Source organism: Pseudomonas sp. LSJ-87, assembly GCF_032971465.1.
Lineage (GTDB): Bacteria > Pseudomonadota > Gammaproteobacteria > Pseudomonadales > Pseudomonadaceae > Aquipseudomonas > Aquipseudomonas putida_Z.
In genome coordinates, this window is the sequence record NZ_JAWJYQ010000004.1 from 219,876 (window position 1) to 244,888 (window position 25,013).

Annotated in this window: 28 protein-coding genes; 19 read left to right on the forward strand and 9 right to left on the reverse strand. The window is 64.2% G+C overall.

All coding sequences use genetic code 11. From position 1 onward, the window contains the following. The first annotated feature begins 239 nt into the window (after positions 1-239). The 17 genes from ccmA to RYH74_RS06165 all read left to right on the forward strand — a co-directional run bounded on the left by ccmA (position 240) and on the right by RYH74_RS06165 (position 12,312). Positions 240-872 carry a cytochrome c biogenesis heme-transporting ATPase CcmA gene (gene ccmA, locus RYH74_RS06085; RefSeq protein WP_013973564.1) on the forward strand — a complete coding sequence of 211 codons (633 nt, stop codon included), beginning with the start codon at positions 240-242 and terminating at the stop codon, positions 870-872. Continuing rightward, a complete protein-coding gene (gene ccmB / locus RYH74_RS06090; RefSeq protein WP_013973563.1) occupies positions 860-1,537 on the forward strand; it encodes a heme exporter protein CcmB in 678 nt (225 codons plus the stop codon). The genes ccmA and ccmB overlap by 13 nt, the downstream gene beginning before the upstream one ends. Before the next feature lie 46 nt (positions 1,538-1,583). Then, on the forward strand, positions 1,584-2,351 hold the full coding sequence (locus RYH74_RS06095; RefSeq protein WP_012273476.1) for a heme ABC transporter permease: 768 nt from the start codon (positions 1,584-1,586) through the stop codon (positions 2,349-2,351). Then, positions 2,348-2,524 (forward strand): heme exporter protein CcmD, encoded by a 177-nt coding sequence (gene ccmD, locus RYH74_RS06100; protein ID WP_013973562.1) that lies wholly within the window; start codon positions 2,348-2,350, stop codon positions 2,522-2,524. The genes RYH74_RS06095 and ccmD overlap by 4 nt, the downstream gene beginning before the upstream one ends. Further along, the gene (gene ccmE, locus RYH74_RS06105; protein WP_019096399.1) at positions 2,521-2,976 is read left to right on the forward strand and encodes a cytochrome c maturation protein CcmE; all 456 of its coding nucleotides are present in this window, start codon (positions 2,521-2,523) and stop codon (positions 2,974-2,976) included. Before ccmD ends, ccmE begins: the two co-directional genes overlap by 4 nt. An 11-nt stretch (positions 2,977-2,987) precedes the next feature. Next, positions 2,988-4,961, forward strand: a complete 1,974-nt coding sequence (locus RYH74_RS06110; protein ID WP_015271186.1) for a heme lyase CcmF/NrfE family subunit — start codon at positions 2,988-2,990, stop codon at positions 4,959-4,961. Next, positions 4,958-5,494 carry a DsbE family thiol:disulfide interchange protein gene (locus RYH74_RS06115; protein WP_023663391.1) on the forward strand — a complete coding sequence of 179 codons (537 nt, stop codon included), beginning with the start codon at positions 4,958-4,960 and terminating at the stop codon, positions 5,492-5,494. The genes RYH74_RS06110 and RYH74_RS06115 overlap by 4 nt, the downstream gene beginning before the upstream one ends. Then, on the forward strand, positions 5,491-5,979 hold the full coding sequence (locus RYH74_RS06120) for a cytochrome c-type biogenesis protein (protein WP_025340052.1): 489 nt from the start codon (positions 5,491-5,493) through the stop codon (positions 5,977-5,979). Before RYH74_RS06115 ends, RYH74_RS06120 begins: the two co-directional genes overlap by 4 nt. Continuing rightward, on the forward strand, positions 5,972-7,162 hold the full coding sequence (gene ccmI, locus RYH74_RS06125; RefSeq protein WP_075045903.1) for a c-type cytochrome biogenesis protein CcmI: 1,191 nt from the start codon (positions 5,972-5,974) through the stop codon (positions 7,160-7,162). The genes RYH74_RS06120 and ccmI overlap by 8 nt, the downstream gene beginning before the upstream one ends. 12 nt (positions 7,163-7,174) lie before the next feature. Then, on the forward strand, positions 7,175-7,591 hold the full coding sequence (locus RYH74_RS06130; protein WP_025340051.1) for a hypothetical protein: 417 nt from the start codon (positions 7,175-7,177) through the stop codon (positions 7,589-7,591). Between the two features lie 212 nt (positions 7,592-7,803). Continuing rightward, positions 7,804-8,742 carry a 2-hydroxyacid dehydrogenase gene (locus RYH74_RS06135; protein ID WP_075045902.1) on the forward strand — a complete coding sequence of 313 codons (939 nt, stop codon included), beginning with the start codon at positions 7,804-7,806 and terminating at the stop codon, positions 8,740-8,742. A gap of 50 nt (positions 8,743-8,792) precedes the next feature. Beyond that, on the forward strand, positions 8,793-9,581 hold the full coding sequence (locus RYH74_RS06140) for a PhzF family phenazine biosynthesis protein (protein WP_075045901.1): 789 nt from the start codon (positions 8,793-8,795) through the stop codon (positions 9,579-9,581). Between the two features lie 174 nt (positions 9,582-9,755). Beyond that, positions 9,756-10,163 carry a GFA family protein gene (locus tag RYH74_RS06145; protein ID WP_317409102.1) on the forward strand — a complete coding sequence of 136 codons (408 nt, stop codon included), beginning with the start codon at positions 9,756-9,758 and terminating at the stop codon, positions 10,161-10,163. A gap of 113 nt (positions 10,164-10,276) precedes the next feature. Beyond that, a complete protein-coding gene (locus RYH74_RS06150) occupies positions 10,277-10,615 on the forward strand; it encodes an FKBP-type peptidyl-prolyl cis-trans isomerase (RefSeq protein WP_003254365.1) in 339 nt (112 codons plus the stop codon). Between the two features lie 99 nt (positions 10,616-10,714). Continuing rightward, entirely contained in the window at positions 10,715-10,897 is a 183-nt protein-coding gene (locus RYH74_RS06155) for a hypothetical protein (protein WP_137164507.1), read from the forward strand. Between the two features lie 7 nt (positions 10,898-10,904). After that, positions 10,905-11,411 carry a hypothetical protein gene (locus tag RYH74_RS06160; RefSeq protein WP_075045898.1) on the forward strand — a complete coding sequence of 169 codons (507 nt, stop codon included), beginning with the start codon at positions 10,905-10,907 and terminating at the stop codon, positions 11,409-11,411. A gap of 238 nt (positions 11,412-11,649) precedes the next feature. Then, positions 11,650-12,312, forward strand: a complete 663-nt coding sequence (locus RYH74_RS06165; RefSeq protein ID WP_075045897.1) for a histidine phosphatase family protein — start codon at positions 11,650-11,652, stop codon at positions 12,310-12,312. Positions 12,313-12,516: 204 nt separating this feature from the next. On the opposite strand, the gene RYH74_RS06170 is transcribed toward RYH74_RS06165, so the two are convergent. From RYH74_RS06170 to RYH74_RS06180, 3 genes are all read right to left on the reverse strand, one after another. Further along, entirely contained in the window at positions 12,517-13,245 is a 729-nt protein-coding gene (locus RYH74_RS06170) for an aspartate/glutamate racemase family protein (RefSeq protein WP_075045896.1), read from the reverse strand. Positions 13,246-13,261: 16 nt separating this feature from the next. Next, the gene (locus tag RYH74_RS06175; protein WP_075045895.1) at positions 13,262-14,794 is read right to left on the reverse strand and encodes an NCS1 family nucleobase:cation symporter-1; all 1,533 of its coding nucleotides are present in this window, start codon (positions 14,792-14,794) and stop codon (positions 13,262-13,264) included. Positions 14,795-15,352: 558 nt separating this feature from the next. Then, positions 15,353-15,790: an Lrp/AsnC family transcriptional regulator gene (locus RYH74_RS06180; protein WP_075047026.1), complete on the reverse strand. Its 438-nt coding sequence runs from the start codon at positions 15,788-15,790 to the stop codon at positions 15,353-15,355. A gap of 134 nt (positions 15,791-15,924) precedes the next feature. Between RYH74_RS06180 and RYH74_RS06185 the strand changes: the two genes are divergently transcribed. Together RYH74_RS06185 and RYH74_RS06190 are read left to right on the forward strand one after the other, a co-directional pair. Next, complete coding sequence (locus RYH74_RS06185) at positions 15,925-16,821, forward strand: DMT family transporter (protein ID WP_024087447.1); 897 nt, start codon at positions 15,925-15,927, stop codon at positions 16,819-16,821. Between the two features lie 145 nt (positions 16,822-16,966). Further along, positions 16,967-17,893 (forward strand): class I SAM-dependent methyltransferase, encoded by a 927-nt coding sequence (locus RYH74_RS06190; RefSeq protein ID WP_075047025.1) that lies wholly within the window; start codon positions 16,967-16,969, stop codon positions 17,891-17,893. Positions 17,894-18,017: 124 nt separating this feature from the next. Here RYH74_RS06190 and RYH74_RS06195 read toward each other — a convergent pair whose 3' ends face one another. From RYH74_RS06195 to RYH74_RS06220, 6 genes are all read right to left on the reverse strand, one after another. Next, positions 18,018-19,019 (reverse strand): sulfate ABC transporter substrate-binding protein, encoded by a 1,002-nt coding sequence (locus RYH74_RS06195; RefSeq protein ID WP_015271174.1) that lies wholly within the window; start codon positions 19,017-19,019, stop codon positions 18,018-18,020. Positions 19,020-19,235: 216 nt separating this feature from the next. Beyond that, on the reverse strand, positions 19,236-20,057 hold the full coding sequence (locus tag RYH74_RS06200; RefSeq protein ID WP_013973544.1) for an ion transporter: 822 nt from the start codon (positions 20,055-20,057) through the stop codon (positions 19,236-19,238). 45 nt (positions 20,058-20,102) lie between these two features. Continuing rightward, positions 20,103-20,975 carry an urea transporter gene (locus tag RYH74_RS06205; protein WP_025340040.1) on the reverse strand — a complete coding sequence of 291 codons (873 nt, stop codon included), beginning with the start codon at positions 20,973-20,975 and terminating at the stop codon, positions 20,103-20,105. Positions 20,976-21,162: 187 nt separating this feature from the next. Next, entirely contained in the window at positions 21,163-22,578 is a 1,416-nt protein-coding gene (pyk, locus tag RYH74_RS06210) for a pyruvate kinase (protein ID WP_025340039.1), read from the reverse strand. Beyond that, positions 22,575-23,849, reverse strand: a complete 1,275-nt coding sequence (locus RYH74_RS06215; RefSeq protein ID WP_025340038.1) for a glycerate kinase — start codon at positions 23,847-23,849, stop codon at positions 22,575-22,577. The genes pyk and RYH74_RS06215 overlap by 4 nt, the downstream gene beginning before the upstream one ends. A gap of 243 nt (positions 23,850-24,092) precedes the next feature. Beyond that, entirely contained in the window at positions 24,093-24,986 is an 894-nt protein-coding gene (locus RYH74_RS06220; protein WP_025340037.1) for a 2-hydroxy-3-oxopropionate reductase, read from the reverse strand. Positions 24,987-25,013: the final 27 nt, after the last annotated feature.

Here is a 25,013-nt window from a genome sequence, read left to right on the forward strand (position 1 = left end):
CCTCTTGGCAGCGCGGCGGCGCGTGTAATAATGCCGACCGTCCGTCGTTGCCAGTATAACGGCAGCGAGGGGGGCGACTTGAGATACAGGGCTAGAGGTCGGCGTCGCCTGCTTCGCGGGTGAACCCGCTCCTACAAAGGTTTGCGCAGCTTTCAAACCCTGCGCTGAACCTGTGGGAGCGGGTTTACCCGCGAAGCAGACGACGCCGACCTCTAGCCCTACAAAGATAAGGCGAAACCGTGACCCTTCACCTCCAAGCCGCGGGCCTGGCCTGCGAGCGCGACTGGCGCCTGCTGTTCGAGCACCTCGCTTTCGAGCTGCGGCCCGGCGACATGCTGCAGATCAGCGGCCCCAACGGCAGCGGCAAGACCAGCCTGCTGCGCCTGCTGGCCGGCCTGATGCAGCCGACGGCCGGGCAGATCCTGCTGGGCGGCAAGCCACTGGCCGAGCAGCGCCACGCCCTGGCCAGCATCCTGTTGTGGATCGGCCACGCCGCCGGCATCAAGGACCTGCTCACCGCCGAGGAGAACCTCACCTGGCTGTGCGCCCTGCACCAGCCGGCCAGCCGCGAGGCGATCTGGGCGGCACTGGCGGCCGTCGGCCTGCGTGGTTTCGAAGACGTGCCCTGCCACACCCTGTCTGCTGGCCAGCAGCGCCGCGTGGCCCTGGCCCGGCTGTACCTGGCCAGCCCGCCGCTGTGGATCCTCGACGAACCCTTCACCGCCCTCGACAAGCAGGGCGTGGCGCAGCTCGAGGCGCACCTGGCGGCCCACTGCGAGCAGGGCGGCACGGTAGTGTTGACCACCCACCACACGCTGGAACGCAAGCCCTCCGGTTACCGTGAACTGAACCTGGGGCAATGGGCGGCATGAGCGTATTCATCCTGTTGTTGCGCCGCGAAGCGCGCCTGCTGTTCCGCCGCCCGGCCGAGCTGGCCAACCCGTTGGTATTCTTCGCCATCGTGGTTGCGCTGTTCCCGCTGGCAGTCGGCCCGGAAAGCCAATTGTTGCAAACCTTGTCGCCAGGCCTGGTCTGGGTGGCAGCACTGCTGGCGGTGCTGTTGTCGCTGGACGGCCTGTTCCGCAGCGATTTCGAGGACGGCTCGCTGGAACAGTGGGTGCTGTCGCCGCACCCGTTGGCGCTGCTGGTGCTGGCCAAGGTGCTGGCGCACTGGATCTTTTCCGGGCTGGCGCTGGTATTGTTGGCGCCGCTGCTGGCACTGATGCTGGGGCTGCCGAGCCATTGCCTGCCGGTGCTGCTCGGTTCCCTGCTGCTGGGCACGCCGGTGCTGAGCCTGCTGGGCGCGGTGGGCGCGGCGCTGACAGTCGGTCTGAAACGCGGCGGTTTGCTGCTGGCATTGCTGATTCTGCCGTTGTATATCCCTGTATTGATCCTGGGCAGTGGTGCGTTGCAAGCGGCGTTGCAGAATATGCCGGCAACCGGCCACCTGCTCTGGCTCGCCAGCCTGACGGCCCTCGCCGTGACCCTGGCACCCTTTGCGATAGCGGCCGGCCTGAAGATCAGCGTCGGCGAATAACGAGTCCCGGGCTTTCAAGCCCGGCCAATACCCTGGATGTACCCTGATGAAAATAAGCTGGACGTGGTTCCACAAGCTGGGCTCCCCCAAATGGTTCTATGCCATCAGCGGCCGCATGCTGCCGTGGCTTGCCGGCGCTGCCGTGCTCCTGCTGCTGGTCGGCATCACCTGGGGCCTGGCCTTCGCCCCCCAGGACTACCAGCAAGGCAACAGCTTCCGCATCATCTACATCCACGTGCCGGCGGCGATGCTGGCGCAGTCCTGCTACGTGCTGCTGGCAGTGGCCGGGGTGGTGGGGCTGGTGTGGAAGATGAAACTGGCCGACGTTGCCTTGCAGTGCGCCGCCCCCATCGGTGCCTGGATGACCGCGGTGGCGCTGGTCACCGGGGCCATCTGGGGCAAGCCCACCTGGGGAAGCTGGTGGGTCTGGGATGCCCGGCTGACGTCCATGCTCATCCTGCTGTTCCTGTACTTCGGCATTATTGCGCTGGGCCAGGCAATCAGTAATCGTGACAGTGCAGCCAAGGCCTGTGCGGTACTGGCGATCGTCGGCGTGGTGAACATCCCGATCATCAAGTACTCGGTGGAGTGGTGGAACACCCTGCACCAGGGCGCCACCTTCACCCTCACCGAAAAGCCGGCGATGCCCGCAGAAATGTGGTTGCCGCTGCTGTGCACGGCGCTGGGCTTCTACTGCTTCTTTGGCGCGGTGCTGTTGCTGCGCATGCGCCTTGAAGTGCTCAAGCGCGAAGCGCGCGCCAGTTGGGTCAAGGACGAAGTATTGAACAGCCTGGGGCGGAGGGCCGCACAATGAGTTTCGCCACCTTCGGTGACTTTCTCGCCATGGGCCACCATGGCCTGTACGTGTGGACGGCCTATGGCATCTGCCTGGCGGTGCTGGCGCTGAATGTCGCCGCGCCCGTGCTGGCCCGCCGTCGCTACCTGCAAGATGAGGCGCGCCGTTTGCGCCGGGAGAACAACCAGTGAATCCGCAGCGCAAGAAACGCCTGTTGCTCATCGTCGGCCTGCTGGTCGGCGTCGGGGTTGCCGTCGGCTTTGCCTTGAGCGCATTGCAGCAGAACATCAACCTGTTCTACACCCCGACCCAGATCGCCAACGGCGAAGCGCCGCTGGACACCCGCATCCGCGCCGGCGGCATGGTCGAGAAAGGTTCGGTACAGCGCTCGTCCGATTCGCTGGACGTGCGCTTCGTGGTCACCGACTTCAACAAGTCGGTGCCGATCACCTACCGTGGCATCCTCCCCGACCTGTTCCGCGAAGGGCAGGGCATCGTCGCCCTCGGCAAGCTCAACGCCGATGGCGTGGTGGTGGCCGATGAAGTACTGGCCAAGCACGACGAGAAGTACATGCCGCCCGAGGTCACCAAGGCCCTGAAGGAAAGCGGCCAGGCCGCCACCGGCGGGGAGGCCAAGCCATGAACGCGGCGCTGGTGATCCCCGAACTCGGCCAGCTGGCGATGATCCTGGCCATCTGCTTTGCCGCCGTGCAGGCCAGCGTGCCGCTGCTCGGCGCCTGGCGTGGCGACAGCCTGTGGATGAGCCTGGCGCGGCCGGCGGCCTGGGGGCAGTTCGCCTTCCTGGCCTTTGCCTTCGCCTGCCTGACCCATGCCTTCATGACCGACAACTTCTCGGTCGCCTATGTGGCCAGCAACTCCAACAGCGCCTTGCCTTGGTACTACAAGTTCAGTGCCGTGTGGGGCGCCCACGAAGGTTCGCTGTTGCTGTGGGCGCTGATCCTCGGCGGCTGGACCTTCGCCGTATCGGTGTTCTCGCGGCAGTTGCCACAGGTGATGCTGGCCCGCGTGCTGGCGGTAATGGGCATGATCAGCGTGGGCTTCCTGAGCTTCCTGATCATCACCTCCAACCCGTTCCAGCGCCTGCTGCCGCAGGTGCCGACCGATGGCCGCGACCTCAACCCGCTGTTGCAGGACTTTGGCCTGATCGTCCACCCGCCGATGCTGTACATGGGCTACGTCGGGTTCTCGGTGGCCTTCGCCTTCGCCATCGCCGCCTTGCTCGGTGGCCGCCTGGACGCCGCCTGGGCGCGCTGGTCGCGGCCCTGGACCATCGTTGCCTGGGCCTTCCTCGGGGTCGGCATTACCCTGGGTTCGTGGTGGGCCTACTATGAGCTGGGCTGGGGTGGCTGGTGGTTCTGGGACCCGGTGGAAAACGCCTCGTTCATGCCTTGGCTGGTGGGTACGGCGCTGATCCACTCGCTGGCGGTGACCGAGAAGCGCGGGGTGTTCAAGAGCTGGACAGTGTTGCTGGCGATTGCCGCGTTCTCGCTGAGCCTGCTGGGTACCTTCCTGGTGCGTTCCGGTGTGCTGACCTCGGTGCACGCGTTTGCCGCCGACCCGTCGCGGGGCATTTTCATCCTGATCTTCCTGCTGTTCGTGGTCGGTGGGTCGCTTACTCTGTTCGCCCTGCGCGCACCGGTGGTCAAGAGCCAGGTCGGCTTTGCCCTGTGGTCGCGCGAGACGCTGCTGCTGGCCAACAACCTGGTGCTGGTAGTGGCGGCCTCGATGATTCTGCTTGGTACCCTGTACCCGCTGGTGCTAGATGCGCTGACCGGGGCCAAGCTGTCGGTTGGCCCACCGTATTTCGACGCCTTGTTCCTGCCGCTGATGGCACTGCTGATGGTGGTGCTGGGCGTGGGCGTGGTGGTGCGCTGGAAAGACACCCCCGGCAAATGGCTGGCCAGCATGATGACCCCGGTGCTGCTCGGCAGCGCCATCCTCGCGCCGGTGGCGGGCTTTATCGTCGACGACTTCGACTGGCCGACCCTGACCGCCTTCGCCCTGGCCGCCTGGGTGGTGCTTGGCGGGCTGCGCGACATTCTCGACAAGACCCGCCACAAAGGCCTGCTCAAGGGCCTGCCCGGGCTGGGTCGCAGCTACTGGGGCATGCAGCTGGCGCACCTGGGCCTGGCGGTGTGCGCGCTGGGTGTGGTGCTGTCGAGCAACAACAGCGCCGAACGCGACTTGCGCATGGCGCCGGGCGAGAGCGTGGAACTGGGCGGTTACCACTTCCTGTTCCAGGGTGCCCGGCATTTCGAAGGGCCGAATTTCATCTCCGACAAAGGCACCGTGGTGGTCAGCCGCGATGGCCGTGAAGTGACCACCCTGCACCCGGAGAAGCGCCTGTACACCGTGCAGCAGTCGATGATGACCGAAGCCGGCATCGACGCCGGCTTTACCCGCGACCTGTACGTCGCCCTTGGCGAGCCGCTGGAGAACGGTGCCTGGGCGGTACGCGTGCATATCAAGCCTTACGTCCGCTGGATCTGGCTGGGCGGTCTGCTGACCGGCCTGGGCGGGTTGCTGGCGGCCCTCGACCGGCGCTATCGCGTCAAGGTCAAGACCCGGGTGCGTGATGCCCTGGGCGTGTCTGGAGCAGCTGCATGAAGCGTTGGATCATGGTAGTCCCCCTGGCGGTATTCCTGCTGGTGGCGGTGTTCCTCTACAAAGGGCTGTTCCTCAAGCCCGACGAGCTGCCCTCGGCAATGATCGGCAAGCCGTTCCCGGCCTTTTCCCTGGCCTCGACCCAGGGCGACCGTACCCTGACCGAGGCCGACTTGCGGGGCCGCCCGGCACTGGTCAACGTGTGGGCCACCTGGTGCCCGTCGTGCAAGGTCGAGCACCCGTACCTGAACCAGCTGGCCCAGCAGGGCGTGGTGATCCACGGCGTCAACTACAAGGACGACAATGCGGCGGCCCTGAAGTGGCTGGCCGAGTTCCACAACCCGTACCAGCTGGACATTCGTGACGAGCAGGGCAGCCTGGGCCTGGACCTGGGCGTGTACGGCGCGCCGGAAACCTTCCTGATCGATGCCAAGGGCATCATCCGCTACAAGCACGTGGGCGTGGTCGATGCCACGGTCTGGCGTGAGCAGCTGGCGCCGCTGTACCAGGGCCTGGTCGACGAGGCCAAGCCATGAAGCGGGGGCTGGCAGCTGCCGTGCTGGGGCTCTTCATGGGGTTGAGCCTGGCGGGCGTGGCCAAGGCGGCCATCGACACCTACCAGTTCCGCGACGATGCCGAGCGTGAGCGCTACCAGCAGCTGACCAAGGAGCTGCGCTGCCCCAAGTGCCAGAACCAGGACATCGCCGACTCCAACGCGCCTATTGCCGCCGACCTGCGTCGGGAAATCTTCCGCATGCTCGGCGAGGGCAAGAGCAACCAGCAGATCGTCGACTTCATGGTCGACCGCTATGGCGACTTCGTGCGCTACAAGCCGGCGCTCAGCGGGCGTACCTGGCTGCTGTGGTTCGGCCCGGGGATTTTGCTGGCCGGTGGTTTCGTGGTACTGGCGCTGATCGTGCGCCGCCGCCGCGGTGCGGCCGTGCAGGGCGCCAATGAGTTGTCCGCCGAAGAACGCGAGCGTCTCGCCAAATTGCTGGAAAAAGAACAGACCCATGATTGAATTCTGGCTTAGCGCGGGCCTGCTGCTGCTCGCTGCCCTCAGCTTCCTGCTGATCCCGATCCTGCGTGGCCGTGGCCGCCAGCAGGAAGAAGACCGCACCGCCCTGAACGTGGCCCTGTACCAGGAGCGCGTCGCCGAACTGGCTGCCCAGCAAGCCGCTGGCGTGCTCGACGAGGCGCAGATGGCCAAGGGCCGTGACGAGGCCGCCCGTGAGCTGCTGGCGGATACCGAAGGTGCCGAGGCCCCGCGCCAGGGGCACCTGGGCAAGGCCCTGCCGTTGCTGGCGGCGCTGCTGGTGCCGCTGCTGGCATTGGGGCTGTACCTGCATTTCGGCGCGGCCGACAAGGTGGAGTTGACCCAGGAGTTTGCCGAGGCGCCCAAGTCGATGGAAGAAATGACTGCCCGCCTGGAACGGGTGGTGCAGGCCCAGCCGGATTCGGCCGAGGCCGTGTACTTCCTGGGCCGAGCCTACATGGCCGAGCAGCGCCCTGCCGATGCCGCGCGTACCTTCGAGCGCGCCGTGGCCTTGGCCGATCGCCAGCCCGAATTGCTCGGGCAGTGGGCACAGGCGCTGTACTTCGCCGCCGACAAGAAATGGAGCCCGCAGCTGCAGGCGCTGACTGACGAGGCGCTGAAAGCCGACCCCAACGAAGTGACCAGCCTGGGCCTGCGTGGTATCGCTGCCTTCGAGGGCGAGCGTTACCAGGAAGCCATCGATTACTGGAAGCGCCTGCTGGCGCAGCTGCCGGAAGGTGATGCCTCGCGTGCGGCGCTGCAGGGCGGTATCGACCGCGCCGCCGAGCGCCTGGGTGGTTCGCCGGGGCAGGCTGCGGCGCCCGTGGCGGCTCGCTTGAAGGTGCGCGTGGAACTGGCGGCGGCGTTGAAGGACAAGGTCAAGCCGGACGACACGGTGTTCATCTTCGCCCGCGCCAGCAATGGCCCACCCATGCCGCTGGCGGCCAAGCGGGTGACTGTGGCGCAGTTGCCGATCGAGGTGGAGTTGTCCGATGCTGACGCCATGATGCCGCAGATGAAACTGTCGGACTTTGCCGAAGTCCAACTCGTTGCACGTGTATCACGCGCTGGCCAGCCAACCCATGGCGAGTGGATTGGCCAGGGCACGCCACTGCCCAGCGCCACCCAGGCCATCCAGCACCTGACCATCGACAGCCCCGACCCGTAAGAGAGCAATGCCATGCACAGCATCGTCCGCCTGACCCTGATCACCCTGGCCCTGGGTTTGTCTGCGTGTACGGTGCATGAGCCGTACGAGCAGCCCGAACCACCGATCGAGCGCCTGCCGCCGCCGGGGCCGGCGGTCAAGCCCTTGCCGGACAGGCAACCGGCCCCCGCGCCGAGCAAGCCTGCGGCCACGCCCAAGCCGATGCCACGCACCTCGGCCAGCTTCGCGCCGCCACCTGGCGGGGCGAGCCATTGGGACCCGAAGCTGGGTGTGTATGTGCTGGAGAAGAAGCCCAATACCTTCTACCGCCAGCGGACCTACTACCGCTTCGACAACGGCTGGAGCTGGTCGCTGAGCCCGGATGGGCCGTGGCAGGAGACTGACAGCAGCGGTGTACCGGGTGGTCTGGGGCGTGCGTTCGCCCAGTAGTGGGTTGTTTGCCTGTCCCGGCCCCTTCGCGGGTAAACCCGCTCCCACAGGTACGTCACAAATCTCAAGTGCTGTGATATCCCTGTGGGAGCGGGTTTACCCGCGAAGGGGTCGGGACAGGCAACCAATACAGTACAGCTTTTCCGCAATTACCGATTGACTGTACTGTGCTGTGATTCCGCATAATGCCCCTTCAAGAATAAGGAGGTGGCATGCACAAGACAGTCCTGGTGCTGGTGGAAACCGTCGATGATTACCTGCCCATGCTGGAGCAGGCCGGCTACCGTTTGATCCGCGCCCCTTCGCCGCAACTGCGGGCCGAGGCCATCCAGCGCCATGCCGATGAAATCGATGCCGTGCTCACCCGCGGCCCGCTGGGCCTGACTGCCAGCGAAATCGACACGCTGTCCAAACTGCAGATCATCTGCGTGATCGGTGCCGGCTACGAGCAGGTTGACCTGGCCGCCGCCGCTGCGCGCGGCATCACTGTTACCAACGGCGCCGGGGCCAATGCCGAGGCAGTCGCCGACCACACCCTCGCCCTGCTGCTGGCGCTGTTGCGCGACATTCCCCGCGCCGATGCCAGTACCCGCCGGGGCGAATGGAACCGGGTGATCAGCCCCTCGGTGAGTGGCAAGCGCCTGGGCATTCTCGGCCTTGGTGCGGTGGGCCTGGCCATCGCCAGGCGCGCCCATCTGGGCTTCGCCATGCCCGTCAGCTACCACAGCCGCACGCCGCGCCAGGATGTGCCGTACACCTGGTACGACAGCCCGCAGCACCTGGCCGATGCCGTCGACATCCTGGTTGTGGCCACCCCCGGCGGTGCCAATACTCGCCATCTGGTCGATGCACACGTGCTCGAGGCCCTGGGGGCCGAGGGCTACCTGGTGAACATCGCGCGTGCCAGCGTGGTCGACACCCAGGCCCTGGTCGCCGCGCTGCAGCATGGCCAACTGGCTGGTGCGGCACTGGATGTGTTCGACGACGAGCCGGCTGTACCCGATGCCCTCAAGGCCCTTGGCAACACCGTGCTCACCCCCCACGTGGCCGGCCAGTCGCCGGAGGCGGCGCGCGACACGGTGACCCTGGTGCTGCGCAACCTGCAGGCGTTCTTTGCCGGCGAAGCCGTGTTGACCCCGGTACGCCAGTAACCCTTTTCATACATCTGCCTGGCAGCGATCGGGCAACAAGGAGTGTGTGCATGCAACTTGAAATCTTCCAGGTCGATGCGTTTTCCGCCGAACCGTTCGGGGGCAACCCGGCGGCAGTGATCCCGCTGCAAAGCTGGCTGCCGGACGACGTGCTGCAGCGCATTGCCGAAGAGAACAACCTGTCGGAAACCGCCTACTTCGTGCGCAACGGCGAAACCTTCGACCTGCGCTGGTTCACCCCGACCGTGGAAGTCGACCTGTGCGGCCATGCCACCCTGGCCTCTGCCTATGTGCTGTTCGAACAGCTGGGCGAGCAGGTGCAGGTGCTGCGTTTCAACACCCGCAGTGGCGAGCTGCGGGTCAGCCGTAACGCCGACGGGCTGCTGGCCATGGACTTCCCGGCCAAGCAGCCGGTCGCCGTGGACATGCTGCCGGGCCTGTTGCAGGCGCTGGGCCTTGGCCAGGCACAGGCGCTGTACCGCAGTGACGACTATGTGGTGGTGATCGATGACGCCCTGTTGCTCGACACCCTGAAGCCGGATTTCGTTGCCCTGTCGGCTTTCGATGTGCGCGGTATCGCCGTTACCGCAGCAGGCCGTGGCTTTGATTTCGTCACCCGCTGGTTCGGCCCGCGGGTCGGCGTGAACGAAGACCCGGTGACTGGCTCGGCGCACACCTCGCTGGCGCCGATATGGGCAGAGCGTCTGGGTAGGAACGTGCTGAGCTGCGAGCAGGGTGGGGCGCGCAAAGGACAGCTGCAGTGCGAAGTGCCGGGTAACGGCCGGGTGATCATCAGCGGGCGGGCGGCGTTGTACCTGCGCGGTACGGTGTACATCTGACCTCGGGCAACTCTCTTGTGCTGCCTGTGCCGGCCTCATCGCCGGCAAGCCAGCTCCCACAGGTACTGCACTGGCCTGAGAGCGGCGCGGTCGGGGTGGGAGCCGGCTTGCCGGCGATGAGGCCGGTACAGGCATCTATACTTGCTGGCCCATCTTCCGCTGAAGGTGCCAGCCATGACCCTGGAAAAACACGGCACCTGCCTGTGCGGCGCCACCAAGCTCAAGGTCACCGTCGACAACACCCATATCAGCGCCTGCCACTGCAGCATGTGCCGCAAATGGACCGGCGGCCCATTGCTGGTGGTGCATTGCAGCAAGCCACCGGTGATCGAAGGGCGCGCGCCCAGCGTCTATGAGTCTTCCGATTGGGCCCAGCGCGGCTTCTGCGGCCAGTGCGGCACGCACCTGTACTACCGGCTCAAGGCCAATGACTTCCACGCCGTGCCGGTCGGCCTGCTCGACGGCGACCAGGAATGGCATTTCGACTTGCAAATCTTCGTCGAACAGAAACCCGCCTGGTATTGCTTCGCCAACCAGACCAAGGAACTGACTGGCCAGGAAGCCTTCGAGCAGCTCGGCTGATTCAGGCGGCGTGCTGTGATCGATGCGCCAGCACGAAACGCCACGCGAACTTGCCAAACCGGTGCATTCCTGAGAAAAAGGGCGGCTTTGTTTCCAGCGTTGGAGTATGCCCCGTGAGCCAAGAACTGCAGATCATCGACCTTGTGGAGGGGGATGGCAAAGCCGCCGTCAAAGGCGCCCTGATCACCACCCAGTACACCGGCTGGCTGGCCGACGGCAGCGAGTTCGATTCGTCCTGGTCGCGCGGCAAGCCGTTCCAGTGCGTGATCGGCACGGGTCGGGTAATCAAGGGGTGGGATCAAGGCCTGATGGGCATGCGCGTTGGCGGCAAGCGCAAGCTGCTGGTACCGGCGCACCTGGGCTATGGCGAACGCAGCGTGGGGGCGATTCCGCCGAATTCGGATTTGACCTTCGAGATCGAATTGCTGGAAGTGCTGACGCGGGATGATTGAGGAAAAGGACTACACGCGCTGTCGGCCAGTGTCTGATTGAGGCGTCTCCCAGGTACGGCTAACCTTGCAGACTCATTGAGTGAAGAGGGTAGCCTATCCATGAAATCGCATTTTTCCTCTCGGGTGGTACGCGAAGCGAACGCGCTGCTGGTGGCATCAGGCGCGCGAATGGAAATCTCGTTACCACGCGAACTGGCGAGTGTGGTTACCAACTCCCGAAAAACCCGTTCGGAACTGAAGGCAGCATTCGCGGCTGCGTATTCCCGCCTGCGCAAAGGGTAAGAGCCATATGGCCGATGGCTGTTACAACCACATATACTCGGTGCTTGTAGAGAATGAGCAAGATACACTCGGTATCATTGCCTATTCGTTGTACAAGAGGCAGAAAATCGAGTTTATCCAGGCTTTCAAGATAAAGCATGACCGGGAGCCGAAGGATGAAGACTTGGCCCCTTTCCATGATGTCAGCAACAGCCCCTCGCAGATCGAGAGCTACCGCAATCAGGCCAGCCAACTCGCTCAAGGCTTTCTTGATGCCTCGATCGCGGCGCAAGCTGTGGAGCTTGAACAGTACTATTCCGATAAAGCGAGCAGCGAAGTCAGGCAAGCCAAACCAGGATTTTGGTCGGGTGTGGCACAAAGTCTCGTGGGCTCGGTTCTCTTCGTGTTCTTGCTGGGCTTTCTGGTGTTCTTTACCTGGAGTCTGAATCAAGGCCCGAAGCAGGTTATCGAGCAGGTATTTGATGTAACCATTCTCGATTCAGTCTCTATGGAAGAAGCAGCCGGGCCACCGTAACGGTAATCAGCGAGAGCAACGAGTAACGAACGGACACATTTCAGCAACACCCATCCTCTAATCTAAGCCTTGCCTAGGGAACGGCATCCACCTCCAGGGAGGAACCAAACGGGTTCAGGGCACTCTCACCCTCACTCGTTGCCATGGACGGCATTCACTACAAGGATGCCCCGCGGTGCTGTTGGCGGGGTGATGTGGCGGGTCTACCCGATTCTTTCTGCCACATGGGCCTGTCTTGATGAAGTTGCCAACATTCTTCCGCCGTCGTCGTCACTGGTTGCTGAGCCTGACGCTTACAGCCATAGCCGTACCGCTGGCGCTGGAAGCTGTCGAAAGCCGGGCGCAACCGGTGGATGGCACCCAGACCCTTGTGTTTCTGCGCCACGCCGAGAAGCCGGGCGAGGGGCTGGGCCAGTTGAACTGCCAGGGCCTCAACCGTGCGCTGGACCTGGCTACCGTGCTGCCCGAGCGCTTTGGCAAGGCCGACTACGTATTCGCTGCCAACCCCTCGCGGCATGTCGAGGAAGGCAGCAAGGACGAAAGCTACAGCTACATTCGCCCGCTGATGACCATCAGCCCCAGCGCCATTCGCCTGGGCCTGCCTGTAAACATCGACTATGGCGCCAACGACACCGACGCGCTGGCCGAAGAGCTGCTGCGCGACAAGTACCGTAACGCGACCGTGTACACCGCCTGGTCGCATGGCTACCTCCCTGACCTGATCAATACCGTGGCTGGCAAGGCCCTCGGTGAGGAGCGGGTAATCACCGAGGACTGGAGCGGCGACGACTTCGACACCCTCTACGTCCTGACCCTTACCTGGCACGACGGCAAGGCCAGCCTGCTCAGCCGCAACGTGCGTCAGGGCCTGAATGATGGTGCGCATAGCTGCCCGACCTGATCCGCTGGTACTGCTCTGCCAGGAAGCCCTGAACAGAGTGACGATGAAGTTGAGTACACAGCGGTTGGCCAGAATGATGCTTCGGCAGGACCGGCCTCTTCGCGGGTAAACCCGCTCCCACAAGTACTGCACAGGCCCTGAGAGCAATGCGGTCCCTGTGGGAGCGGGTTTACCCGCGAAGAGGCCAGGTCAGGCGAAAGATGCCTAACGCCCGAACCGCACCGGCCAACCCACCACTTTCTTCGCCCGTGGCGTGGCATAGGTACGTACCTTGGAGGTACTCAAGCCCATGCGCACCAGCGATTCGGCTATGGTCACCGCCGCACTCACACCATCCACCACCGGCACGCCGGTGCGCTGGCGGATCTGCTCGTCCAGCCCGGCCATGCCGCCGCACCCCAGGCAGATCACCTCGGCCTTGTCGTCGCGCACGGCGCGTTCTGCCTGCTCGACAATCGCCTCCACGGCGCGCTGCGGGTCGGCTTCCAGCTCCAGCACCGCCAGCCCGCTGGCGCGTACCGATGCGCAGCGGTCATACAGGCCGGAGAGCTTCAGGCGGTCCTCGATCAGCGGCACGGTGCGGTCCAGGGTGGTCACCACCGAGTAGGCATGGCCCAGGTACATCGCCGTGCTGGCGGCGGCATCGGTGATGTCCACCACCGGCACGTTCAACAGTTCCTGCAGGCCTTCGCGGCCATGTTCGCCGTAACCCGCCTGGATCACGGCGTCGTAAGGGCCTTCGTAGGCCAGCACCCGGTCCATCACCGCGATGGCGGCCAGGTAACTTTCGAAGTTGCCTTCCACCGACTCGGCACCGAACCATGGGGTGAGGCCGATGATTTCGGTGCCGGGTGCGGCCACCGTACGGGCCTGTTCAGCAATGGCTTCGGTGATGGCTTCGGTGGTGTTGACGTTGGCGATCAGAATGCGCATGGGTAGTCCTCCCTGGTCAATGGCTGCTGTGGTCAACGGCGATGCATTCGCCGCTGACGTCGTGGTATTGGCGTTTGCGTGGGGCGATAAGCAGGTACAGGGCGGCGGCGATGCCGGCACCGATCAGCCAGGAGAACGGCGCCACGCCATGGAAGTTGGGCACCAGGGCCAGGACGATGGCCAGCAGTGCGGCCGGCACGAAGGCGGCCACCGCGCGCAGGTTGATGCCCTTGGTGTAGTGGTAGGCGCCAGCCGGGTCTTCGCTGTACAGCTGCGGCACGTTGATGCAGCCTTTGCGCAGCAACCAGTAGTCGGACATGATCACCCCGTACAGCGGGCCGAGCAGGGCACCCAGGCCGGACAGGAAATACACGATCACCAGCGGGCTGTTGTAGAGGTTCCACGGCAGGATCAGCACTGCCAGGGTGGCGCTGATCAGCCCGGCGCGGCGGAAGTTCAGGTGACGCGGTGCCAGGTTGCTGAGGACGAAGGCCGGGGCGACGAAGTTGGCCATGATGTTCACCGCCACGGTGACGATCAGGAAGGCCAGGCAGCCCAGTACCAGGAACGCTGTGCTGGGGATGGCGGCGACGATCTGGGTAGGGCTGTCGATGATCTGGCCGTTGATCTGGAACTGCGCGCCGCACAGCACCACGGTGATCACGGCGAATACCAGGATGTTCACCGGCAGGCCCCAGAAGTTGCCGACGCGGATGGTCTTGCGGCATGGCGAGGAGCGGGCGAAGTCACAGAAGTTCAGCACCAGGGTGCCGTAGATCGCCAGCCACAGCGCGCCGCCGGCAAAGATGTTGCGCCACATCTCGTAGCCGGTCAGCGGTTCGGCCACCGACCAGGCGATGCGGGCGTCGGCCTTGAAGTACATGAACACCGCCAGGGCGGCGACGGTCAGCAGGATCACCGGGCCGGCAAAGGCCTCGTAGCGGCGCACCATCTCCATGCCGTAGGCCAGGATCACCAGCTGCACCAGCCAGATCGACACGAAGCATGCCCAGCCCAGGCTCGACAGGCCGAGGATGCTGTCATGGTCATAGGCCGCCATTTGCGGCCATACGGCGGTGAGCAGCACGCGCAGCACCACCGAAGCCAGGTAGGTCTGGATGCCGAACCAGGCGATGGCGATGACCGCGCGGATCAGCGCCGGGATCTGCGCGCCGTGGATGCCGAAGGCGATGCGGCTGATGACCGGGAACGGCACGCCGGTCTTCTGCCCCATGTAGCCGGACAGGTTCATGAAGAAGTACACCAGCGCCGCGCCGATGGCCAGCGACAGCAGGATCTGCCAGCCACCCAGGCCGAGGGCGAACAAGCCCATGGCGAACGAGTAGTTGGCGATGTTGTGCACATCGTTGGTCCACAGCGCGAAGATGCTGTAGCCGCCCCAGCGGCGGCCTTCGATGCGCGTCGGGGCGAGGTCGCGGTTATGCAGGCGCGGGCTCAGGGCAAGTTCCGGCTGGCTGCCGGCGAGAGGGGAAGCGGGGTGGGTGCTGGCGACGGATAGTTCAGGGGCAAGGTCGAGGCTGGTACTCATTCCGGCGGGCTCCTGATGCACGTGGACTGCGATGAGCGGGCATGCGCACGGGCTCGCCATCTCGTCGGTGCAGCGTTGGCATCTCAGGGTTTGGGGCGCGGCGGCCGATGTTGGGTCGGCGTCGCGGGTTCTTGTGTATTTATGTTTTGCTTGGTTTGTATACAAAACACGAACACACAAAAGCGAGTTCCATGCCAAGGAAAAAGCAAACTTCAGCTGGCCATCATTTCGAATCTATCTTGTTGAAATATAAGTTGATGAAATGAAGGGGATATAAGTTGACCAAATGAACAGGTTTAAATTTTTCGAGGATGATTTAGTTGATCATTTGGTCAAAATAAGTTGTGGGAAGTGTGTAACGTATTGGGGCGTGATTTTGGAAAGTGCACACAAAAACGGCACTTAAGGTGACATTCTTGTGTACAAAAATTAGTCAGCTTTTTCCTGTGCCGGCCTCTTCGCGGGTGAACCCGCTCCCACAAGTACTCCACAGCATTCAGGCCCGTCGAGATCCTGTGGGAGCGGGTTTACCCGCGAAGAGGCCCGTACAGGCTAAACTCAATCCATCGGCGGCAACCGCCGCTTCACCGGGCTTTTCTTGATGATGGCGGTGTTGGTCTCGGCCAGCACATTGATGCGGTCGAGCAGGGTATCCAGCTGCTCCATCGAGCGCACATGCAGCCGAGCGATGAAGCAGTCCTCGCCAGTAACCTTGTCGCACTCGGTAAACTCGGGAATGGCGACGATCTGCCGTTCCACCTCCTGCAGCTGCCCGGGTAGCGGGCGGATGCGCACGATGGCCTGCAGCTGGTAGCCGAAGGCGCGCGGGTCGACCTCTACGGTGTAACCGCGCAACACGCCGCGTTCCTCCAGGCGGCGCAGGCGTTCGCTGACGCTGGGTGCCGACAGCCCGCTGATTTGCGCCAGGGCCTTGAGCGAGCGGCGCGAGTCTTCCATGAGCGCGTTGATCAGCAGTTGGTCGATGGCATCGGTCATGGTCACCTCAAGCAGGTAGTTCGTGTGATTTGCCTTGATAGTAAAGGCAAACATGCCAATCTTCCTTCGTTATCCGCTGGAAGGCCGGCCAGCAACCTTTGCATACTGTTGCCGTCTTCAACAGGAGGTGTGAGATGGACAGTTCATTGCGTCGTGGCTCGCTGGAAATGGTCGCTGCCATGCTGATTTCCGGGACCATCGGTTGGTTCGTGCTGGTGTCCGGCCAGCCGGTGCTCGAGGTGGTGTTCTGGCGCTGCGTGTTCGGTGCCGTGACCTTGCTGGCGATCTGCGCGGGGTTCGGCTTCCTGCGGCCGGGCGTGATCAGCCGCACGGCGTTCCTGCTGGCGATTGCCAGCGGTGTGGCCATCGTTGGCAACTGGGTGCTGCTGTTCGCCTCCTACTCGCGGGCGTCGATTGCCATCGGCACGGCGGTGTACAACGTGCAGCCGTTCATGCTGGTGGGGCTGGCGGCGGTATTCCTGGGCGAGAAGATCACCCTGGCCAAGGTCACCTGGCTGAGCGTGGCGTTCCTCGGCATGCTGGCCATCGTCAGTGCCCATGGCGCGGGGCAGGGTGGCGGTGAGGACTATTTGCTGGGCATTGCGCTGGCGCTGGGGGCGGCCTTCCTGTATGCCATCGCGGCGTTGATCATCAAGCGCCTGAGTGGCACGCCACCGCACCTGATCGCGCTGATCCAGGTGGCCACGGGTGTGCTGTTGCTGGCGCCGTGGGTCAAGCTTGGCGGGTTGCCGGGTGAAGTGCCGGCGCTGGCCAGCCTGGTGACCTTGGGCATGGTGCACACCGGCTTGATGTATGTGTTGCTGTACAGCGCCATCCAGCGCCTGCCCACGGCGCTGACCGGGGCACTGTCGTTCATCTACCCGATTGCGGCGATTCTGGTGGACTGGGTGGCGTTCGGGCACCGGCTGGCACCGTTGCAGTGGCTGGGGGTGGCGTTGATCCTGCTGGCGGCGGCAGGGATGCAGCAGGGGTGGTGGTTCAGGCCAGCGCGGGTTGTGGCAGAGGAATGAGGTGGTCTTGCGGGCCCTTTCGCGGGTAAACCCGCTCCCACAGGTGCTGCACACGGTTCGGGCCTGTGGTGATCCTGTGGGAGCGGGTTTACCCGCGAAAGGGCCCGCAAGGTAGAATGCCGCTTTTACCAGCTTGCGACCCATGATGACTTCGCCGATCCAGACTCTGGAGCAACACCTGCTCGCCGCCCTCGACCCTGCCCCGCAGGAAACCCGTCGCCTGTTCCACGGCCGCGGCCGCTGCTGGGCGGGCCTGGAGCAGGTCACCGTCGACTGGCTGCAAGGCGTGCTGTCGGTCGCCCTGTTCCGCGAGCCGGCGCAAGGCCAACTGGCCGAACTGGAGGCCATGCTGCGTACTCTCGCCGAGCGCCCGCAGTGGACTGGTCAAGCCATCCTTCTCCAGCATCGGTACCTGCCCGACAGCCCGGGCCAGTGGCTGCTGGGCGAGCCGTGCCAGCAGCGCGAGGTGGTCGAGGATGGGCTGACCTACCTGCTGGACCTGGGCGTGCGGCAGAACAATGGCCTGTTCCTCGACATGCGCTATGGTCGGCGTTGGGTGCGCGAGCAGGCGGCGGGCAAGCGCGTGCTGAACCTGTTCGCCTACACCTGCGGTTTCTCGGTGGCGGCGATTGCCGGTGGCGCCGAGCAGGTGGTGAACCTGGACATGGCCAAGTCGGCGTTGTCCCGGGGCCGCGACAACCACCGCCTCAATGGCCACGATGCGGCGCGGGTGGCGTACCTGGGGCACGAGCTTTTCAAGTCGTGGGGCAAGGTGCGCAAGTACGGGCCTTATGACCTGATCATCATCGACCCGCCGACCTTCCAGCGCGGCAGCTTTGTGCTGACCCAGGATTACGCGAAGATCCTGCGGCGCTTGCCGGAGTTGTTGAGCGAGGGCGGGACGGTGCTGGCGTGCGTGAACGACCCGGGCATCGGGCCGGAGTTTCTGATCGATGGGATGGCGGAGCAGGCGCCGTCGCTGGCATTCGTCGAGCGGCTGGAGAACCCGCCGGAGTTTCCTGACGTGGACCCGGCGGGGGGCTTGAAGGCCCTGGTATTCCGTCAGGTCTGATGTTGCCCTTGCTGGCCTCTTCGCGGGTAAACCCGCTCCCACAAGTACAGTGCAAAACCTGAGGGCTGTGGGGTTCCTGTGGGAGCGGCTTTAGCCGCGAAGAGGCCGGTAAGGCTTACATCAATTACTGATTGTTGGTGTAGATCTGGTCAAACACCCCACCATCATTGAAGTGGGTCTTCTGCACGGTGCGCCAGTCACCAAAGGTCTTCTCCACCGACAGGAAGTCCACTTTCGGGAAGCGGTCGGTGTACTTGGCCAGTACCGTCGCATCACGCGGGCGCAGGTAGTTCTGTGCGGCGATTTCCTGGGCGGCTGGCGACCACAGGTACTTCAGGTATTCCTCGGCCGCGGCTTGGGTGCCTTTCTTCGCCACCACCTTGTCGACCACGCTGACCGGCGGCTCGGCTTCGGCCGACACGCTCGGGTAGACCACTTCGAACTGGTCGCGGCCGAACTCGCGGGCGATCATTTCGGCTTCGTTCTCGAAGGTCACCAGCACGTCGCCGATCTGGTTGGTCATGAAGGTGGTGGTGGCGGCGCGGCCACCGGTGTCCAATACCGGCGCCTGCTTGAACAGCTTGCCGACAAAGTCCTTGGCTTTGTTTTCATCACCGCCTTGCTTGAGCACATAGCCCCAGGCCGACAGGTAGGTGTAGCGGCCGTTACCCGAGGTCTTGGGGTTTGGCACGATCACCTGAACGCCATCCTTGAGCAGGTCGGGCCAGTCTTTCAACGCCTTGGGGTTACCCTTGCGCACGATGAACACAGTGGCCGAGGTGAACGGCGCGCTGTTGTTCGGCAGGCGGGTTACCCAGTTGTCCGGCACCAGCTTGCCGTTGTCGGCCAGGGCGTTGATGTCGGTGGCCATGTTCATGGTGATGACATCGGCCGGCAGGCCATCGATCACCGCTCGCGCCTGCTTGCTCGAGCCGCCGAAGGACATCTGCACGTTGACCTTCTCGTTGTGCTCGGCTTCCCAGTGCTTCTGGAAGGCCGGGTTGTAGTCCTTGTAGAAGTCGCGCATCACGTCGTAGGAAACGTTGAGCAGGGTGGGGGCGGCCTGGGCGAAATTGCCCAGGGCAAGGCCTGCGGCGAGCAGCGAGGCGGTGAAGAGTTTTTTCACGTTGCTTCCTTGTTATCGAGAAGGTGTTGGCAGTTTGCCTGCGACTATAGCGGGTGGGTTTGTGGGGGTTAAAGAACAAAAAACACTTTGGTTATGCTTCTGCCTGTTCTGGCCCTTTCGCGGGTAAACCCGCTCCCACAGGGACCGCGCACGGTTCGGGTATGTGGTGATCCTGTGGGAGCGGGTTTACCCGCGAAAGGGCCGGAACAGGCGGAATCATTGCTTGGGAAACAGCACATTCCCGCACCGCGAACAGAACGCTGCGCCATGCTCATGGCTCTTCTTGCTGCAGGTCGGGCAATCATGCTGCAGCTGCTCCCCGCGCATGGCATTGGCCAGCTCGGCGGTAAAGATCCCGGTCGGTACGGCGATGATCGAATAACCGGTAATCATCACCAGCGACGACAGCACCTGCCCCAGCGGGGTCTTCGGCACGATGTCGCCAAAGCCTACCGTGGTCAGGGTAACGATGGCCCAGTAGATGCCCTTGGGAATGCTGGTAAAGCCATGCTCAGGCCCTTCGATCACATACATCAAGGTGCCGAACACCGTCACCAGGGTCGATACCGTCACCAGGAACACGATGATCTTCTGCTTGCTGCCGCGCAGCGCCTCCATCAGGTAATGGGCCTGCTTGAGGTACGGGCTGAGCTTGAGCACACGGAAGATCCGCAGCATCCGTATCACGCGGATGATCAGCAGGTACTGGGCGTCGCTGTAGTACAGCGCAATGATCCCCGGCACGATCGCCAGCAGATCGACCAGGCCATAAAAGCTGAAGGCATAGCGCAAAGGCTTGGGCGAGCAGTACAGGCGGGTGAGGTATTCGGCCAGGAAGATCGCGGTAAAGCCCCACTCGATGCCGGCCAGCAGGCCGGCGTAGCCCTGGTGCACTTCGTCGATGCTGTCGAGGATGACGGTAACCAGGCTGGCCAGGATGATCAGCAGGAGGATCTTGTCGAAGCGTCTTCCAGCCACGGTATCGGTCTGGAAGACGATGATGTAGAGCTGCTCGCGCAGGCTCGCAGGGTTGTTCATTGGCTCGTTCCACAAAAGTGATGGGCTGAGCCTAGGGGCTGCATTTCAGCTGTGCAAGCGGCTGGCGTCACGCTGCCTGGGCTGGGCCAGGTGGTTGCCCAGGTGCATCAGCCAGCAGGCGGCGACGAAGGGCGCGGTCAGGCCGGGCACCGGTAGCAGCTTGAACAGCGGTTGCAGTAGCAGGGCCAGGGCAATGGCCAGCAGTGTCACCCACGGCTTTTCACCTTGCCTGCTGAACGCCAGTGCCGCCAGCGCGGCGTTGAAACCGTACAGGCCCAGCCAGGCGGCTTGCGCCTGGTCGGCGAACAGTGCCACGCCGCCGCCGATGGCCGAGCCGATCACCGCCCACATTGCGGCATAAGGGTTGGCGATGAACATGCCGATGATGATCAGCAGACCGGCCAGCGGCTGGTCGAGCAGGAAGATCTGGCCCACGCCGCGCGCCAACGCGTACAGCGGGTCGGCTTCGACGAAGCCGCTGGGCGAGGGGGTGGCTATCAGCAATACGGCCCAGCCCAGCAGCACGAAGGGTGCGGTGTAGGCGATCAGCAGCTTGCCGCCGCGCTTGCGCCACTGGTGGGTGATGATGCTGGACAGGCCGCCAGCGGCGATGATCAGTGGCGGCAGGATGACCGACCAGGGCAGCACGGCGCTGATCAGGATGCCGATCAGCACGCCGTTGTAGCAGTACAGCCCGGCCTGGCGGTCGGCACGGTCGTAGCTGCGTGCCTGGGCGGTGAGCAGGCCGGCCAGGGCGCCGAGCAGGGCGCCACCGACCAGGCCGGGGGCGGTCAGCAGGATGGCCAGCAGGCAGCACAGGCCGCATAGGGGGGTGCGCAGCAGCAGCACCTGGCTGAAGCCGTTGAGTAACGCCGTGGCCCAGTCGGGGCACGGGTTGACGAAATTTTTGGTGTACATCGGGGCAGTCAGTGAGGTTGATGGGGAGCGGTGGGCCTCTTTGGGCCTCGGGTTTTCCGCAGGTCTGGTGTTTCTGTGTACAAGGAGGGCTTTGCCCTCCAATCGCCGGCAAGCCAGCTCCCACAGGGATTGCACAGGCCTTTGAAGTGGTGCGATCCCTGTGGGAGCCGGCTTGCCGGCGATGCGGTCAGATCAAGGTCTCGATCCGCAGCGTGTTAGTCGACCCTGGCTTGCCAAAAGGCACACCGGCAGTGATCAGCAGCGTGTCGCCACGGCTGGCCATGCCTTGTGCCTGGGCAATCTCCAGTGCAGTGGAAACAACCTCGTCCACCTGGCGCAGGCGGTCGTTGACCACCGAGTGCACGCCCCACGCTACGCTCAGGCGGCGCGCGGTGGTCAGGTTCGGGGTCAGGTTGAGGATCGGGGCCCGTGGCCGCTCGCGGGCCGCGCGCAGGGTCGAGGCGCCCGACTCGCTGTAGTTGACCAGCACTGCCACCGGCAGGATGCCGCTGATACGGCGGATGGCGCAGCTGATGGCGTCCGACACGGTGGCCTCGGCCTTCGGCCGGCCAACGTCGAGCTGGGCCTGGTAGTCCGGGCCGTTCTCCACCTGGCGGATGATCTTGCTCATCATCTGCACGGCTTCCAGCGGGTACTCACCCGAGGCAGTCTCGGCCGACAGCATCACCGCATCGGCACCTTCGGCCACGGCGTTGGCCACGTCGGTGACTTCGGCGCGGGTCGGCGCTGGCGAGAAGCGCATGGATTCGAGCATCTGCGTGGCCACCACCACTGGTTTGCCCAGTTGGCGGCAGGTGCCGATGATGCGTTTCTGGATCTGCGGCACGCTTTCGGCCGGCACTTCCACGCCCAGGTCGCCACGGGCCACCATGATCGCATCCGCAAGCTCCGCGATGGCTTGCAGCTGTTCGACTGCCGATGGCTTTTCGATCTTCGCCATCAGGTAGGCACGGTCACCGATCAGCTGGCGTGCTTCGGTGATGTCTTCGGGGCGCTGCACGAACGACAGGGCCACCCAGTCCACGCCCAGTTCCAGGCCGAAGGCCAGGTCGCGGCGGTCTTTTTCGGTGAGCGGGGAGAGGTCGAGCACCGCTTGCGGCACGTTGACTCCCTTGCGATCGGACAGCTCGCCACCGGCCAGCACTTCGGTGTCGATGGCGTCGCTGTGCTTGGCGGTGACGCGCAGGCGCAGCTTGCCGTCGTCCAGCAGCAGGTCCATGCCCGGCTCGAGGGCGGCGATGATCTCGGGGTGCGGCAGGTTGACCCGGCGGCTGTCGCCCGGGGTGTTGTCCAGGTCCAGGCGCAGGGCCTGGCCGCGTTGCAACTGCACCTTGCCGTCGGCAAAGCGGCCGACGCGCAGCTTCGGCCCTTGCAGGTCCATGAGGATACCCAGCGGGTAGTTCAGTTGCTGCTCGACTTCGCGGATCCACTGGTAGCGCAGGGCGTGGTCGGCGTGCTCGCCGTGGCTGAAGTTGAGGCGGAAGATGTTCACCCCGGCTTCTACCAGTTGGCGGATGTCGTCGATGCCTTTGATCGCAGGGCCAAGGGTGGCGAGGATTTTGACTTTTTTATCAGGCGTCATGATTGGGCAGTCTCGAGGATCAGGATGGCGCGGAAGTCGTTGACGTTGGTGCGGGTCGGCTCGGTGACGATCAGCGCATCCAGGGCGGCGAAATAGCCGTAGCCGTTGTTGTTGTCCAGCTCGTCGCTGGCCGACAGGCCCAGGGCTTCGGCACGGGCGTAGCTGGCCGGGGTCATGAAGGCGCCGGCGTTTTCTTCCGAGCCATCGATACCGTCGGTGTCACCGGCCAGGGCGTACACGCCCGGCAGGCCTTTCAGGCTTTCGGTGAGGCTGAGCAGGAACTCGGCGTTGCGCCCGCCACGGCCATTGCCGCGTACGGTCACGGTGGTTTCGCCGCCGGACAGGATCACGCAGGGTGCCTTCAGCGGCTGGCCGTGCTGGACGATCTGCCGGGCGATACCGGCGTGCACCTTGGCCACTTCGCGTGATTCGCCTTCCAGGTCGCCGAGGATCAGCGGGCTGAACCCGGCCTGGCGGGCTTTGACCGCGGCGGCTTCGAGCGACTGCTGGGGCTTGGCGATCAGCTGGAAGTGGCTGCGGGCCAGGGCCGGGTCATCGGCCTTGACGGTTTCCGAGGCTGGGTTGTTGAGCCAGTCGATAACGGCCTTGGGCGCTTCGATGTTGTAGCGCTTGAGGATGGCCAGGGCATCGGCCGAGGTGCTCGGGTCGGCCACGGTAGGGCCGGAGGCGATCACCGTGGCGAGGTCGCCCGGGACATCGGAAATGGCATAGGTGTACACCGTGGCCGGCCAGCAGGCCTTGGCCAGGCGGCCGCCTTTGATCGCCGAGAGGTGCTTGCGCACGCAGTTCATCTCGCCGATGGTGGCGCCGGATTTCAGCAGCGCCTTGTTGATCTGCTGCTTGTCGGCCAGGGTCAGGCCTTCGGCGGGCAGGGCCAGCAGCGCCGAGCCACCGCCGGACAGCAGGAAGATGACGCGGTCGTCTTCACTGAGGTTGCTGACCAGTTCCAGCACGCGTTTTGCCACGGCCAGGCCGGCGGCATCGGGGACCGGATGGGCAGCTTCGACCACCTCGATCTTCTGGCAGTTGGCGCCGTGACCGTACCGTGTGACAACAAGCCCGGAGACTTCGCCCTGCCAGCTTTTCTCGACCACTTCGGCCATGGCGGCTGCGGCCTTGCCGGCACCGATGACGATGACCCGGCCGCTGCGGTCGGCGGGCAGGTAAGGTTCGAGGACTTGACGGGGGTGGGCGGCGGCGATGGCTGTGTCGAACAGCTCGCGGAGAAGTTTTTGCGGATCGACCGACATGGCAGGCTCCCAATTATTGTTGTTCTGCAGAATCAAAAACGCCCCTGGAACTGCCTCCGTGCAGGCCGAACCAGGGGCGGGTGTTGCTCGGTGCCACCTTTGAAGCTGTGGTCGCAGGTTCAACGGTGTTGGCTTCTTCGCGGGTAAACCCGCTCCCACAGGGACTTCACAGAGGCTGAAGACGGCGTAAATCCTGTGGGAGCGGGTTCACCCGCGAAGAGGCCGGTGAAGGCTAAAAATTACTTACTTGTCGTCGCGGATCGAGAAGTTGGCCATGTGCTCCAGGCCTTTGATCAGCGCCGAGTGGTCCCAGTTGCCGCCGCCCAGGGCCTGGCAGGTGTTGAATACTTGCTGGGCATTGGAGGTGTTGGGCAGGTTGATGCCCAGTTCCTTGGCACCCTGCAGGGCCAGGTTCAGGTCCTTCTGGTGCAGGTTGATGCGGAAGCCTGGGTCGAAGGTGCCCTTGATCATGCGCTCGGCGTGCACTTCGAGGATCTTCGACGAGGCGAAGCCGCCCATCAGTGCTTCACGTACCTTGGCCGGGTCGGCGCCGTTCTTGGCGGCGAACAGCAGGGCTTCGGCAACGGCCTGGATGTTCAGGGCAACGATGATCTGGTTGGCCACCTTGGCGGTCTGGCCGTCGCCATTGCCACCGACGCGGGTGATGTTCTTGCCCATGGCTTCGAACAGCGGCAGGGTGCGCTCGAAGGCTTTCGGGCAGCCACCGACCATGATGCTCAGAGTCGCGGCCTTGGCACCGACTTCGCCACCGGACACAGGTGCGTCCAGGTAGGCAGCGCCAGTGGCCTTGATCTTCTCGGCGAAGGCTTTGGTAGCGGTAGGGGAGATCGAGCTCATGTCGATCACGACCTTGTTCGGGCCCACGCCTTCAGCCACGCCGTTGTCACCGAACAGGACGCTCTCGACCTGCGGGGTGTCGGGGACCATGACGATGATGAACTCGGCTTCCTGGGCAACTTCCTTCGGGTTGGCCAGGGCCACGGCACCGGCGGCGATCAGGTCGGCCGGGGCAGCGTCGTGGTGAGTGGAGACGAAGATGCTGTGACCTGCTTTCTGCAGGTTCTGAGCCATGGGCTTGCCCATGATGCCGGTGCCGATGAAACCGATTTTAGCCATGAGAGATTACCTCGTTGTATTTGTTGA